15 protein-coding genes are annotated in these 13,273 nt (G+C 45.1%); 8 read left to right on the forward strand and 7 right to left on the reverse strand.

What is annotated here, in order from left to right; genetic code table 11:
• Positions 1 to 5: 5 nt before the first annotated feature.
• A complete protein-coding gene (locus ACBR23_RS13920; protein ID WP_341737889.1) occupies positions 6 to 515 on the reverse strand; it encodes a TIGR02652 family protein in 510 nt (169 codons plus the stop codon).
• 93 nt (positions 516 to 608) lie between these two features.
• On the opposite strand from ACBR23_RS13920, the gene ACBR23_RS13925 reads away from it, so the two are divergent.
• Both ACBR23_RS13925 and ACBR23_RS13930 read left to right on the forward strand, forming a co-directional pair.
• Positions 609 to 1,166, forward strand: coding sequence for a gamma carbonic anhydrase family protein (locus ACBR23_RS13925; protein WP_341737890.1), 558 nt, complete (start codon positions 609 to 611; stop codon positions 1,164 to 1,166).
• Positions 1,167 to 1,416: 250 nt separating this feature from the next.
• Positions 1,417 to 2,022, forward strand: coding sequence for a Uma2 family endonuclease (locus ACBR23_RS13930; RefSeq protein ID WP_371120723.1), 606 nt, complete (start codon positions 1,417 to 1,419; stop codon positions 2,020 to 2,022).
• A gap of 68 nt (positions 2,023 to 2,090) precedes the next feature.
• Here ACBR23_RS13930 and ACBR23_RS13935 read toward each other — a convergent pair whose 3' ends face one another.
• Positions 2,091 to 2,381 (reverse strand): nucleotidyltransferase family protein, encoded by a 291-nt coding sequence (locus tag ACBR23_RS13935; protein WP_371120724.1) that lies wholly within the window; start codon positions 2,379 to 2,381, stop codon positions 2,091 to 2,093.
• 56 nt (positions 2,382 to 2,437) lie between these two features.
• Here ACBR23_RS13935 and ACBR23_RS13940 point away from each other — a divergent pair, with 56 nt between their 5' ends.
• The 5 genes from ACBR23_RS13940 to ACBR23_RS13960 are packed head-to-tail and all read left to right on the forward strand — an operon-like array spanning position 2,438 to position 3,977.
• Positions 2,438 to 2,599, forward strand: coding sequence for a hypothetical protein (locus ACBR23_RS13940; RefSeq protein ID WP_371120725.1), 162 nt, complete (start codon positions 2,438 to 2,440; stop codon positions 2,597 to 2,599).
• Between the two features lie 24 nt (positions 2,600 to 2,623).
• Positions 2,624 to 2,914 carry a hypothetical protein gene (locus ACBR23_RS13945; protein WP_371120726.1) on the forward strand — a complete coding sequence of 97 codons (291 nt, stop codon included), beginning with the start codon at positions 2,624 to 2,626 and terminating at the stop codon, positions 2,912 to 2,914.
• 12 nt (positions 2,915 to 2,926) lie between these two features.
• Positions 2,927 to 3,283: a nucleotidyltransferase family protein gene (locus ACBR23_RS13950; protein ID WP_371120727.1), complete on the forward strand. Its 357-nt coding sequence runs from the start codon at positions 2,927 to 2,929 to the stop codon at positions 3,281 to 3,283.
• The gene (locus tag ACBR23_RS13955; protein WP_371120728.1) at positions 3,270 to 3,611 is read left to right on the forward strand and encodes a DUF86 domain-containing protein; all 342 of its coding nucleotides are present in this window, start codon (positions 3,270 to 3,272) and stop codon (positions 3,609 to 3,611) included. The genes ACBR23_RS13950 and ACBR23_RS13955 overlap by 14 nt, the downstream gene beginning before the upstream one ends.
• A 45-nt stretch (positions 3,612 to 3,656) precedes the next feature.
• Positions 3,657 to 3,977 (forward strand): WD40 repeat domain-containing protein, encoded by a 321-nt coding sequence (locus tag ACBR23_RS13960; RefSeq protein WP_371120729.1) that lies wholly within the window; start codon positions 3,657 to 3,659, stop codon positions 3,975 to 3,977.
• Here the strand turns inward: ACBR23_RS13960 and ACBR23_RS13965 are convergent.
• Entirely contained in the window at positions 3,892 to 4,221 is a 330-nt protein-coding gene (locus tag ACBR23_RS13965) for a type II toxin-antitoxin system RelE/ParE family toxin (protein WP_371120730.1), read from the reverse strand. The two genes, ACBR23_RS13960 and ACBR23_RS13965, sit on opposite strands and share 86 nt — an antisense overlap.
• Before the next feature lie 2 nt (positions 4,222 to 4,223).
• Positions 4,224 to 4,508, reverse strand: coding sequence for a type II toxin-antitoxin system Phd/YefM family antitoxin (locus ACBR23_RS13970; protein WP_341734418.1), 285 nt, complete (start codon positions 4,506 to 4,508; stop codon positions 4,224 to 4,226).
• A 272-nt stretch (positions 4,509 to 4,780) separates the two neighbouring features.
• Here ACBR23_RS13970 and ACBR23_RS13975 point away from each other — a divergent pair, with 272 nt between their 5' ends.
• Positions 4,781 to 7,342, forward strand: a complete 2,562-nt coding sequence (locus tag ACBR23_RS13975; protein ID WP_371120731.1) for a GH116 family glycosyl hydrolase — start codon at positions 4,781 to 4,783, stop codon at positions 7,340 to 7,342.
• Positions 7,343 to 7,559: 217 nt separating this feature from the next.
• Here the strand turns inward: ACBR23_RS13975 and ACBR23_RS13980 are convergent, their stop codons facing one another.
• The 3 genes from ACBR23_RS13980 to ACBR23_RS13990 all read right to left on the reverse strand — a co-directional run.
• Complete coding sequence (locus tag ACBR23_RS13980; RefSeq protein WP_371115265.1) at positions 7,560 to 8,774, reverse strand: FAD-dependent oxidoreductase; 1,215 nt, start codon at positions 8,772 to 8,774, stop codon at positions 7,560 to 7,562.
• 216 nt (positions 8,775 to 8,990) lie between these two features.
• Complete coding sequence (locus tag ACBR23_RS13985) at positions 8,991 to 10,523, reverse strand: phytoene desaturase family protein (RefSeq protein ID WP_371115266.1); 1,533 nt, start codon at positions 10,521 to 10,523, stop codon at positions 8,991 to 8,993.
• Between the two features lie 303 nt (positions 10,524 to 10,826).
• A partial coding sequence (locus ACBR23_RS13990) for a calcium-binding protein (RefSeq protein ID WP_371125655.1) occupies positions 10,827 to 13,273 on the reverse strand: 2,447 nt, incomplete at its 5' end.

Here is a 13,273-nt window from a genome sequence, read left to right on the forward strand (position 1 = left end):
AATGACTATTCAAACAACCGAAAATAGGGATATCGAATCGGAACTCCTGGCTCTTTTTCCAAATCAAAATTAATCACTTCCCAGCAAGGTTCTTCCTGGGATTGGGGGCTAAAATCCACAGGTAAACCGTAAAGCTTCGGCATGGCAGATTCCGATTGACCCCGCCAAGATGTGCTGCGCTCTAAATACACGCTGATTAATTCCCGATAGCGTTGGGCAATGATGATGCGAGTTGCTCGGTAGCCTTGAGTATATAGTCGATCGAGCGCTTCGTGAATTTCAAACCGAATTCCATCGGGGTGAGTGTGCTGACGATACCATTCATTTTCCCAGTGGCGCCAGTGTCGCCCAGACTGAAGGTGAACTAAATCTCCCGTTTTTGGATCGGCCTCAAAAGCCCCGTGACGCGGACACAAATAGGTATCCGTGAGGGTTAGAGCCGGAATTGTTTGGCGACAGTGGGGACACTGAATCTCCGGGCCAAACATCGGGTATTGCAAGGCTACTTCGATCATGTAGTGCGTCCCAAAATTTTTTCTCTGCAAAAGTCCCAAATACTTGTATTATATCTCCTATTGACCATTGGTTAAGGTCAACCCATTTTTTCGATGAGCAATCCCAAGGAATCCGTGACTACACTTCCTTCCTATTGGCCTATTCCCGATCTCTCCCAAGCTGCTTTTGTCGCCGCCGGTGCTGTGGTTATGGGTAAGGTAGAAGTCGGTGCGGGGGCGAGTATTTGGTACGGGGCGGTGGTGCGAGGGGATGTGGAGCGGATTGCGATCGGCTCTTGTACTAATATCCAAGATGGATCTGTTTTACACGGCGATCCAGGAAAACCTACGGTTTTGGAAGATTTTGTGACAGTGGGACACCGAGCGGTGATTCACTCAGCTTATATTGAACGGGGTTGTTTGATCGGGATTGGGGCGATCGTCCTCGATGGAGTCAGGGTAGGCACAGGATCGATCGTCGGTGCAGGGGCTGTTGTTACCAAAGACGTTCCCCCTTACACCCTAGTTACCGGAGTACCTGCGAAGCGATTGCGGGATGTTTCCCAGGAAGAAGCCGCGGAATTAATCGAGCACGCTAGGCGTTACGAAAAGTTGGCTTTAGTTCATGCTGGGAAAGGGACTGATTTGGGATTTGTTGAGGTGAAGGAATAAGGTTTTCAACATTCAATTAAAACTGAAACCATCTGTCTCTCTCGTTTTTATCGACGTCTAGATCCCCCTAAATCCCCCACCCCCCCCTACCCCCCCCAAGGGGGGAAAAAAGGGGAGTAGGGGTTGACTTTGACCGGAATCTTGTCCCCCCCTTATTAAGGGGGGCTAGGGGGGATCTCCGAGCTAGTTTTATTTGACATCAATGCTAAACTATCGTAATTAAAATCAAGCAAAAAAGTATTGATTTCTAATGATTTACACTACAGACAAATTCCTAACTTTTGAAACATTCCTCGATCGCTATTGTGACAACTTCCGCTACGAGCTCGCTGACGGAGAATTAGTTGAGATGGAACCCACAGGCCCCCACGAAACCGTCGGCGGTAAACTACCAACTCAAATCGGCATCGTTATCGCAGCCGAAAAACTACCCTGGTTCATTCCCCGCACTTGTTTGATCCGTCCATTTTCCGACGCAGCTACCGCGCGCCGTCCCGATATAGTCGTATTAGATGAAACTGCCCTTGTCAGCGAACCTCTCTGGGAAAGAGAACCTGTGATTACCCTGGGGCGATCGATTAAGTTAGTGGTAGAAGTCGTCAGCACTAATTGGGAAACGGATTACGCCCGAAAAGTTGAAGAATATGCTCTTGTAGGAATTCCTGAATATTGGATAGTTGATTATCGTGGATTGGGTGGTGTGGCTTTTATCGGTAAACCTAAACAACCTACTATCACAGTTTGTCAACTGATTGACCAAGATTACATCCAGCAACAGTTTCGCCTAGGTGAACCAGTTATTTCTCCTCTGCTAAAGAACTTGCAACTTCGCTTAGATGATATTCTACATCGATAAAGTGGCGTGTCAAAATCTTTAGGAATACAATAGATTGCAAAATATCTTGAAGGCGAAGTCGCCAATTTCTAGAAGGCATGGATGACATCCTTAAGTACAGGTTCTCGCAAATGTTGTTTTAAAGATTTCAGAGTTCCCAAATCGACTGAACATCCCAAAATATCCTGCAAATAAAGCCGCACTTCGATAAATTCAAAGAGTCCTACAGGTTGATTAAATTCAACTAAAAAGTCTACATCACTATCTGAACGAGCTTCATCTCGTGCTACTGAACCAAATAAATTAAGAGATTTTACTCCCATTTTATGCAACTGTTCTCGGTGTGCGGCTACAATTGCTAGTACATTATCTCGTTTCATAGCTTGTTTCCCAAAACTAATTTAATATTAAGGTAGTATGTTGAGAATTGCATGATATGGGCGATCGCAAATCCCTGATTGATTTTGTGACAGGCGGGATTATTGCCGACGGGATAGCTGGGTTTCACGGGCTTTTTGATGGGTTTGGGAGAGTGCGGGCGATCGTTCAGTATAGATATGCCTTACGGAATATGGTAAACTCAAAAATATCCGGCTGAGGCTGTTGGAGGAGTATTAAAGATTTGGTTGACCAAGCACAAGATGCCATTAGTGCAGGGAAATATGAACCAGTAAAAACATTGCTATTGCCTGCGATTAAAACGGCGATTTACCGCAGCCCTGATGTGGCGAAATCCGATCGAAAACCGATGGTGTTTAAAATCGAAGATTATTTGCGGGAGATCGGTTTACAAAGCAAAGGAGAAAGGCGATCGCTATATTCGATCATGCAGCGCCCTTTACCGCAAATTGATGATGAGACAGAGGCAGAATTGCGATCGCTGGAAACACTTTTTGAATACAAGAAAATTTAGGAGTTTGAATCAATGACTATAGAAATTCTTAGCCAGGTGGACACAAAAAATATTCTGGAGAGACGGTTCGGAGTTTCAGAAAAAGCGATTATTGAGTTTTGTCAGCGTTGGCAGATTATTGAATTTGCAGTATTCGGTTCGGTTTTGCGATCGGATTTTCGTCCTGATAGTGATATTGATGTGTTAGTGACTTTTGCGCCAGAAGCTAAACGGGGTTTGACTGAAACTCTAGAAATGCAAGATGAGTTAAAAGCAATGTTTACCCGTGAAGTAGATTTCATCATCAAGAAAGCCCTGGAAAAAAGCGAGAATTGGTTACGTCGTCAAATTATTTTAGATTCAGCACAAGTGATTTATGCCACGCGATAACGAATCCCTAATTGATATAGAAAGAGCAGCCAGACGAATATTGCGTTACACTGACAAGATAAGTCGAGCTGAACTGGAAATGAATGATGAAAAATTATCAGCCATTCTCTACCAGATTGCGATTATTGGCGAAGCAACCAAACGGCTATCTCAAGATTTTCGTCAGCAACATCCAGAAATCCCTTGGAGAGAGATAGCTGGAATGCGAGATATGTTGATCCATAAATATGACCAAGTTGATTTTGATGTAATCTGGGATGTTGTACAAAATAAGCTTCCTGAACTTCTAACTCAATTTGAACCAATTCTCCCATCTCGTGAAAAATAATTGTGAAAATCATCAACCAAAAGTAATTAATTATGGCGACTAACTATGAACTTGTTAAAGCCTGAAGAACAAAGAAAGCTTAAGGAAATTTTAGCCAATAGTTCACAACTGAGAACTGCTGACTCTCGCATTGATTTTATTGGAGCAAGTCCTCTAAGTAGTTTTCTTAATTTGATTGCCTCTGGTAGTTCGGACGGAACTGTAAAACTCTGGAAGCGGCAGGATGGCAGCTTGATTACTACCCTCACTAGCAATAATACTTCCGTTCATAGTGTTAGTTTCAGCCCTCATCTGATTCACCTATCATCGGTTTTTGAGAAGCGTGTCGCACGAAAATTATATGAACCCTATCATCAACAATCGTAAACAGAATCCGATACGCATTTCGTCCCTTACCGTAAACCAGTTGTCGTATTTCTTCATCAAAAAAACTATTCTCAAAGGCGAAAGAACAACGAGAAGGCATATTTTCTAGCGATAAGGTAGCTTTATACAATCCTTCTAACCAAGTTCTAGCCTTCAGAGAAGAATGATTACTCAACCAAAAATAGGCTTCCTCGATTGCTTTTTGCGCGGCGGGTTGGATAATGACTTGATATTTCTGATTCATGGCTAACTGTCTAGCTTATCAAACAGTTGATTGAAAAAATCCTCCGCTTTTTTTCCTTCCCCTCGATCCATTTGTGCCAAACCCAGCTTAATTCCCTTTAAAGTCTCTAATAACTCAACCGCATCTAAAAGTTTCTGATAGGATTCAGCATCCTGAATAACTAACTCTGCTTTCCCGTTGACAGTTAGAACTAAAGGATGTTTTGTTTGTTTGAGCCGCTGCACAAACTCAGTCGTATTACGTTTGAAATCGGTGAGAGAATGTATGTCTCTTGAAAGGTTAATCATAATGATGACATGAAATTAGCATCTAATTAAATGTTAAACGATACCTGCGGAGTTTGTCAATCTAAGCTGAGATGATATATTGTCGGTAACGAGAGTTCTTGTAGGGTGCGTCGCTATCAGATTTTTCGGGTTTCCAAGTAGATGACTGATGGCGACGCACCCTACGATATCTGAAATCTAAATCAGAAACTGGGTTTTTTGCGTAAGTCCTACATATACTATTAAGGTTCTGCCGGAATTTCACCGATCGCCTTTCCCCATACAAATCAATCATGAACGATCGCACATCCAATCCAAACATCCCTCCACACACCTGGAAACGCGCCATAGGCCTCGGTTGGGACAACCCCTACACAGTCCGCTACGCCAGCAATCTTGACGACGGCCCTTGGCACGGAATGCCCTTGGGTGGCTTCGGTGCAGGCTGTATTGGTCGATCGCCCCGTGGAGACTTCAACCTCTGGCATATCGACGGTGGAGAACATATTTTTAATAGTTTGCCCGCTTGTCAATTCAGCGTTTTTGAAGAAACTGCTGGTAAAAAACAAGCTTTTGCATTGTGTACTGAACCGCCTACAGATGGCAGTTTATCTAGTTGGAAATGGTATCCCAACGAAGGAAGAAGGAAGAAGGAAGAAGTCAACCCCCCGCAACCCCACCCAAGGAAGAAGAACCCCCCCCTACCCCCCCCAAGGGGGGAAAATAAGAGGGAAGAGGAAGAAGGAGGAGGGGGAGAATCTCAATCTTCTGGGACTTATCATGCTTTGTATCCCAGGAGTTGGTTTGTTTATGAAAATGTATTTCAGGCTGAATTAAGCTGCGAACAATTTTCGCCAATTTTGCCTCATAACTATCAAGAAAGCAGTTACCCACTTGCCATGTTTGAATGGGTGGCACACAATCCTACAGATGCGCCAATTACTCTCAGCATCATGTTAACTTGGGAGAATATTGTCGGCTGGTTTACTAATGCTATACCCCCCCAGCCCCCCCTGACTGAGGGGGGCTACGGGGGGGTTCCCGTTAAGGTTCGGGATGATGGTAGTCCCGCCTATGAGTATCTGCCTCGGTGGGGAGAAAGTGGCGGAAATATGAATTTGTTGGTGGAAGATTTTCACCGGATTGGCTGTGTCATGACGCGCTTAAATGCTGATGATGAGCCAAAAGAAGGGGATGGACAATGGGCGATCGCCACTATTACCAATCCAGCGGTAGAAGTATTCTATCAAACTCGCTGGAATCCTGCGGGGAATGGGGAGGAGATTTGGCGACACTTTTCTGGTGAAGGTTTCTTGTTGGACGATAAAGACGAGACACCGGCAGCCCCTGGAGAAAGATCGGCCTGTGCGATCGCCGTTCGCTTTACAATTAGACCAGGAAAAACTCGCAAAATTCCGTTTATTTTAGCCTGGGATTTCCCCATTACTGAATTTGCACCCGGAGTTTGTTATTACCGCCGCTATACAGATTTCTTTGGGCGCAATGGCAAAAATGCTTGGCCGATGATCCGTACTGCTATGAAGCATTCCGATACTTGGCGCGAAAGTATAGAAGCTTGGCAAAAACCGATTTTGTCACGGGAAGATTTGAGTGATAGCTTCAAAATGGCTTTGTTTAATGAGTTGTATATCCTCACTGACGGCGGTACTCTTTGGACTGCGGCTGATGAACGCGATCCGAAGGGTCAATTTGGAGTTTTGGAGTGCCTTGATTACCGTTGGTATGAAAGTTTAGACGTGCGTCTTTACGGTTCCTTTGCTTTATTGATGTTGTGGCCGGAATTAGAAAAATCGGTAATGATCGCTTTTGCGCGGGCAATTTCTACGGGCGATGATACACCGAGAATTGTGGGCTGGAATCAAGCTGCGGCTATTAGAAAAGCTGTCGGCGCGACTCCCCACGATTTGGGTGCTCCCAACGAGCATCCTTGGGAGAAAACGAACTATACTAGCTATCAAGATTGCAATTTGTGGAAGGATTTGCCTTCGGATTTTGTGTTGCAAGTTTATCGCGATTTCCTGTTGACTGGTAGCACAGATTATGAGTTTTTGCAAGATTGTTGGCCGGCAATTGTTGAGGCTTTGGCTTATCTGAAAACCTTTGATGAGGATGGTGATGGGATTCCTGAGAATTCGGGAGCACCGGATCAGACGTTTGATGACTGGCAAATGCGGGGGATAAGTGCCTATTGTGGGGGTTTGTGGTTGGCTGCGCTCGAAAGTGCGATCGCGATCGGCGAAATCCTAGAAGATAGAGCGCCAGAAATAATTCCGAATCCTCAAGCAAAGATTGCATTATATCACAGTTGGTTGGAACAAGCCAGACCAAACTATCAAGAAAAACTCTGGAACGGTCAATATTACCGTTTGGATAGTGAGAGTAATTCCGCAGTGGTAATGACAGATCAATTGTGCGGTCAATTTTACGCAAAACTGTTAGATTTGCCGGACATTGTGCCGCTAGAATGTGCCATTAGTGCTTTAGAAACTGTCTACGAATCTTGCTTTCTGAAGTTCAAAGATGGTGAGTTTGGGGCTGCCAATGGGTTGATGCTCAATGGTGCACCGGAAAATCCGAATGCGACTCATCCTCTAGAAGTTTGGACGGGGATTAATTTTGGGCTAGCGGCTTTTTTGGTGCAGATGGGAATGGAGGATAAGGCATTTAAGTTGACTGATACGGTGGTGCGACAAATTTATGACCATGGGTTGCAGTTTCGGACGCCGGAAGCGATTACAGCAACGGGGACTTTTCGGGCCTGTCACTATTTGCGTCCCATGGCTATTTGGGCTGTTTATTATACCATTTGCATCAAGGGTAAGCAGGATGCCTAATATCTACCCCCCCAACCCCCCCTTACTAAGGGGGGGCTTTGAACTACATCTGTAGTAGGACTTTATGAAAATGGTATAACCCCTACTCCCCACAATAATTTTGGGAGATTTCTATTAGACATCTCCTAAAAAGACAGTCAAGAACAGGCAGGCGGTGTCCTGAGCGAAGTCGAAGGGATGCCTGTTCCACAATGATTATGGGAGAGGTAGATTGAGCTCACCCGATTAATTTAGCAACTCGCAAAGCAGACGTAATCGCTCCTTCATGCAAACCATCACCCAAATAAGCCCCCCCATGATAAGTATGATTCTCTCCATTAGTCTCGATAATTTCATTTCGATATCGGAAAGATTCCACTGTATATAAAGGCGTGTGATGTTTCTGAATGTGAATAATCTGCTCTTTTGCAATCAATTCATCCATGTGAAAAGCTAAACTATATCGCCGCGAAGATGAGATGCCACAAAGCTGATTTAAACTCGCATTATAGCCCCATCCTTTGTCTGTTTCAAAAAAATCAAATTCTGATAACTTGCGAATACCGTAGCGATCGTACATGGATGTATCCGAATGCAGCAAAGTAGTCGCATAATTGGCTTGCCATGCCGAAAACCGCTTAGTTTCCGCCTCCGTGGGGTCAGACAACAGCTTCATTACGCGATCGGGAGGTGTTGCAAAAACAACCTTATCAAACTCCTGAATCTCCCCAGTAGACAGCACAATTTTTACACCATCAGCGCCTCTACAAATACTCTCAATTTCCACATTCACCAAAATCTTACCCCCAAAGCGATCGATAATTTTTTCAATGTAAGAATACACGCCACCTTTAATCCTTACCCAGTTAACCGACGCATATTCCCGTAGCATGGGAATCGCCAATTCTGCGGGAAAATTGTTGATAATTTCAAAAGGTATCGAGTAGCTATACATGGTTAGTAACTTGAGCCAAGTATTGCGTACACAGGAGCTATGTAAAGGCTGACCCAGTGGCATATCGTAGAAATCATGGGTTTGAGAAAATCGCATTTTCAGGATGAATCCAGCAGAACGAGCATAGAGAGCATCGAGTTGTAAATATTCAATCAGGCGTTGAATTCCCGTGAAGTTTTTCTGAATGGCGACTCCTGATAAAAAGTGGCGGCCGTCTTTAAACAATAGCGAGGAACCTATTTCCACAGGCTCTAATTCTACTCCTAGCTCTCCCATGAGAGTAGCAAAATTATAAAACACTGTCGGAAATTCTAGTACCCCATTTTCTAATATCTCTTTACACTCAGATTGATTGGGCGCAACGTTTTTGTTGAGTGTCCGAATATGTCCGCCTAAAATTGGCTGTTTTTCAAACACTGTAACATCATGCTTCTGTTTATCGAGCCAGTAGGCTGTGGCCATTCCACTAGCTCCGCCTCCAACAATTGCAATTCTCATGGTTCTCTCCTAAATAGATAGAAGGAAGATGGAAGATGGAAGATGAACCCCCCCTACCCCCCCAAGGGAGAAGATGGAAGAAGAACCCCCCCTACCCCCCCCCAAGGGGGGAAAGAATATGGAAGATGGAAAATGGGATAAATTTTCGTTCCCAGGTTCTACCTGGGAACGCATTACTAGAGGCTCTGCCTCGTGTTTTTTATTAGAGAATTCCTCCTAGCCTAAAATTGGATCGCCTGATAAACGTTGATACAAAAGTGCTCCTGTCCAAAATGTCGGCGCAAATCCTGGGTAGCCGGAGGAGGCGTTACAAAAATAGAAATTGTTGAGAGATGTTTCGTGATTTAGGCGATCGACTCCCATGTTACGGGGCGTTAGACTAGAACCATAGGAATTGCCATTAGGACACCAGCAGAAGCGCTCGTTAGTGGTGGGACTTCCTGTAATCTGAAAGACCATGTGTTTGCGAAAATTCGGAACGTAGTGTTTCTCAACTACGTCTAAAATTGAATCCAAAATTTCTTTTTTCTTGTTTCGATAAGCTTTGCGATCGCTATCCCAGAGTTGCTTAAAATAACTGTAATTAGCAACAGTCAGAAATTCAACTATTTGACAATCTTCTGGACAATCTCTCCGCGCTTGGGTCAGTAAAGTTGGAGTTGTGATGGCAAAACTGGGATTAGAAAAATCATTTTGCTCATACATTTGAGCAAATGCTTCATTCAAATCTTGATGCCCAGAATGAAAGGTATTCCACTTGCCAAATCCATAGTCTCGGAGATCGATATCTTTGACAACACAGTAGGCCATGTAGTTAGATGCAGAATACTCATAATTCAGTTTCCGCCTTACTGTTTTAGAGAACATTTCCTCACCAATCATTTTGGCTGCTTTTTTCGGATCGAGGTTACAAATCACGGTGTCTCCGGTGAATTCATGAGTTTGATGGGAGGTCAAATCCATTGCTTGCACTCCGGTAACAGTTCGGTTGGTGAGTCTAAAATTGATGACTTCATGATTTAGCTGCACCTTTCCACCGTGGGATTCAATGACTTGAACTAAGGAATTGATGACATCCTCAAAATGTTGGGTTGGGTAAAATGCACCTTCTTGATAGCCTCTAAATAAGGCAATCCACGCATAGAAAGAAAGTTGATTTGGTGGCAGGAGAAAATCTGGCCATTGCAAGGCTAGTAAGGTTTGGGCTGCTTGTGGAAGTTTGAATTTGTCGAAAACATCCTGAAGTGTACTATTGAGATATTGGATGGCACAAAATACTTCACTGAAATGTTTGACTAATTCCACTGGCTTGATGGGAGGAGCTAGTTTTTTTAAGCCGGCGGCAGTCTTTTCAACTTCGTTGACAAATTGGGAAATTCGACTGGCATCTTCAGGAAACAACAGGGACAATCTGCGAATCAATTCTGTTGATTCTGAAGGAATTTCCAGGGAATATCCAGGCATTTTCATATGATCGAAGCCATTGGGATCGTAACGTTCAAAGGTGACATCTCGATCCAAACCTAGCTTTTTGAGTACGCGATTGACAGTATGTCCTTCACCGCAATCCCAAACGTAGTGAAATTGGGCATTAAACGTATATTTTTTTGCCATTGTAAAGGTATGACCAAAGCCCCCCGGATGTTCATGGGCTTCGAGGATGTGCACGGTTTTGCCAGAATTTGCCATCAAGGCCCCAAAAACCAGTGCGGATAAACCACTGCCGACAATCAGGTAATCTGTTTTCATAAAAACCTCGCGGGAGCTTGCAAACCCAGTGGCTTTAGCCCTGGGGGGAAAAGTAACACGGGATAGTTTAGTGTCCTGTCAATGGGATATTTCCTCGATCGAGTGAATCGGGCGATCGTTCTATCTTGAGACTAACTCTCAATTCTGAGGAAATTATGAAGACAATAGTTGATATCAATTCCGGTTGTATCGGAATGATTTAACCGCGAAGGCGCGAAGTACGCGAAGCAAGAGAAGAGAGAGTTTAATACAGGACGATGAAGAGAGGATTTTATATGATGGGTATTTCAGCCGGGTTTGGTATCAGGTAAGTGTGTGGAAGAGAATTTCGATCGCCTTCGCACTTGCTTGTACTCCTTTGAGTATAGCTAAAAGTCGATCGCTGGAGGCTATCCTGATGAAAGTGGCATTGTTTTCTAGGATGATGCGGAGTCGATCGACTGTCAAGTTTTCTGTTAAAACAAGTACATCTTCACCTAGGGTGAAATCAGTAATTACATCGCTGCCTTCGGGCGCAGTTAATACAAAGTAATCTCTTCCATTTCCACCTTGCAACGTATCATCGCCTAAATCTCCCATTAGCCAGTCATCACCTAAGCCACCAATCAAAGTATCGTCATCTTTGCCGCCATCAAGAGTATCATTTCCTTCACCTCCGCACAATTTATCGGTATCGTCATTACCAAAAATTAAATCATTGTCATTACCGCCACAGAGGTAATCTTTTTGACCGCTAGCATCTGTGGCAATATTATCCATATCTCCCACAATTGTATCGTCTCCTGGGCCCCCACAGATGCTGTCATTGCCTAAATCTCCTAATAGTAAATCATTGCCAGCATCCCCGAAAATTAGATCGTTATTTTTGCCACCCTGTAAGGTATCATGATATTCGCCACCAGACAGAGTATCTTCGCCTTCTTGTCCATGGAGAAAATCTCGATCGCGATCGCCAAATAGCAAATCTCGTCCAGTTAAATCGCCATCAGACGAGTTAGAAGTGCCGCCAAATAGACTATCAGCACCTTCACCGCCAACTAGACTATCATTGCCGAGATCGCCCCAGATTAAGTCATGGTCTTTGCCACCGATCGCCAAATCATGATCCTTACCTAAATAAATAATATCATCGCCAGCATGACCGATGATATAGTCATTATTTTCGTTACCAAATATGGTGTCGTTGTCTGTATCCAGGGCGACAGAAATGTGACTAGAAAATCCACCATAAATATAGTCGCCACCTTGCAATCCAATGAGCAAGTCGCTACCCTTGAAACCATTGATAATATCGTTAAAATTAGTCCCGGTTAAGGTATCTTTACCCTCAGTAGGGCTGAAAATATTTTGAGTAATATTGGGGCGAGGAAGGGACGGGATATCTGGTAAAATAGTGCGATCGCAAAAGCAGTTTTCCGAAAAAGTATCGATATTTCCCCCATCAAAATCAGTCAGCATTTCCCCAGGTTGGAGGGGCGTTGGATGGTGGGTGCCCATCCCCACTGAAATCGGAGTCGGAATCTGAGTCAAATTTTCAGCCAGAATTATAGTCACCGTTGGAATGACAATTTTCTGTGGAATCGGAGTTTCCGCAGGTGTGGGAGTTGGAATTGGAGTCGGAGTTTCCGCAGGAGTTGGAGTCGGAATCGGAATCGGAGTTTCCGCAGGAATTGGAGTTGGAATCGGAGTTGGAGTTTCCGCAGGAATTGGAGTCGGAATCGGAGTCGGAGTTTCCGCAGGTGTGGGTGTGGGAGTTGGAGTCGGAGTTTCCGCAGGAGTCGGAATCGGAATCGGAGTTTCCGCAGGAATTGGAGTCGGAATCGGAGTTGGAGTTTCCGCAGGAATTGGAGTCGGAATCGGAATCGGAGTTTCCGCAGGAGTTGGAGTCGGAATCGGAATCGGAGTTTCCGCAGGAGTTGGAGTTGGAATCGGAGTCGGAGTTTCCGCAGGTGTGGGTGTGGGAGTTGGAGTCGGAGTTTCCGCAGGTGTGGGTGTGGGAGTTGGAGTCGGAGTTTCCGCAGGTGTGGGAGTTGGAGTTGGAGTCGGAGTTTCCGCAGGTGTGGGTGTGGGAATCGGAATCGGAGTTTCCGCAGGAATTGGAGTTGGAGTTGGAGTCGGAGTTTCCGCAGGAATTGGAGTCGGAATCGGAATCGGAGTTTCCGCAGGAATTGGAGTCGGAATCGGAGTCGGAGTTTCCGCAGGAGTTGGAGTCGGAATCGGAGTCGGAGTTTCCGCAGGAATTGGAGTCGGAATCGGAATCGGAGTTTCCGCAGGAGTTGGAGTCGGAGTTTCCGATTTCGTCGGAGTCGGAATCGGAGTCGGAGTTTCCGATTGCGTCGGAGTCGGAATCGGAATCGGAGTTTCCGCAGGTGTGGGAGTCGGAATTGGTGTCGGAGTTTCCGCAGGTGTGGGAGTTGGAATTGGTGTCGGAGTTTCCGCAGGTGTGGGAGTTGGAATCGGAATCGGAGTTTCCGCAGGTGTGGGAGTTGGAATCGGAATCGGAGTTTCCGCAGGTGTCGGAGTCGGAATCGGAGTCGGAGTTTCCGCAGGCGTCGGAGTCACAATCGGAGTTGGAGTTTCCGCAGGAGTTGGAGTCGGAATCGGAGTTGGAGTTTCCGCAGGTGTCGGAGTCGGAATCGGAGTTGGAGTTTCCGCAGGAGTTGGAGTCGGAATCGGAGTTGGAGTTTCCGCAGGAGTTGGAGTCGGAATCGGAGTTGGAGTTTCCGCAGGAGTTGGAGTCGGAATAGGAG

The organism is Microcoleus sp., from assembly GCF_041354475.1.
Classification (GTDB): Bacteria; Cyanobacteriota; Cyanobacteriia; order Cyanobacteriales; family Microcoleaceae; genus Microcoleus.

Excerpts from the sequence above, each read along its gene's own strand:
- ACBR23_RS13920 (WP_341737889.1), bottom strand. The coding sequence starts at position 515 with ATGATCGAAGTAGCCTTGCAATACCCGATGTTTGGCCCGGAGATTCAG.
- ACBR23_RS13925 (WP_341737890.1), top strand. The coding sequence starts at position 609 with ATGAGCAATCCCAAGGAATCCGTGACTACACTTCCTTCCTATTGGCCT.
- ACBR23_RS13930 (WP_371120723.1), top strand. The coding sequence starts at position 1,417 with ATGATTTACACTACAGACAAATTCCTAACTTTTGAAACATTCCTCGAT.
- ACBR23_RS13935 (WP_371120724.1), bottom strand. The coding sequence starts at position 2,381 with ATGAAACGAGATAATGTACTAGCAATTGTAGCCGCACACCGAGAACAG.
- ACBR23_RS13940 (WP_371120725.1), top strand. The coding sequence starts at position 2,438 with ATGGGCGATCGCAAATCCCTGATTGATTTTGTGACAGGCGGGATTATT.
- ACBR23_RS13950 (WP_371120727.1), top strand. The coding sequence starts at position 2,927 with ATGACTATAGAAATTCTTAGCCAGGTGGACACAAAAAATATTCTGGAG.
- ACBR23_RS13955 (WP_371120728.1), top strand. The coding sequence starts at position 3,270 with ATGCCACGCGATAACGAATCCCTAATTGATATAGAAAGAGCAGCCAGA.
- ACBR23_RS13960 (WP_371120729.1), top strand. The coding sequence starts at position 3,657 with ATGAACTTGTTAAAGCCTGAAGAACAAAGAAAGCTTAAGGAAATTTTA.
- ACBR23_RS13965 (WP_371120730.1), bottom strand. The coding sequence starts at position 4,221 with ATGAATCAGAAATATCAAGTCATTATCCAACCCGCCGCGCAAAAAGCA.
- ACBR23_RS13970 (WP_341734418.1), bottom strand. The coding sequence starts at position 4,508 with ATGATTAACCTTTCAAGAGACATACATTCTCTCACCGATTTCAAACGT.
- ACBR23_RS13975 (WP_371120731.1), top strand. The coding sequence starts at position 4,781 with ATGAACGATCGCACATCCAATCCAAACATCCCTCCACACACCTGGAAA.
- ACBR23_RS13980 (WP_371115265.1), bottom strand. The coding sequence starts at position 8,774 with ATGAGAATTGCAATTGTTGGAGGCGGAGCTAGTGGAATGGCCACAGCC.
- ACBR23_RS13985 (WP_371115266.1), bottom strand. The coding sequence starts at position 10,523 with ATGAAAACAGATTACCTGATTGTCGGCAGTGGTTTATCCGCACTGGTT.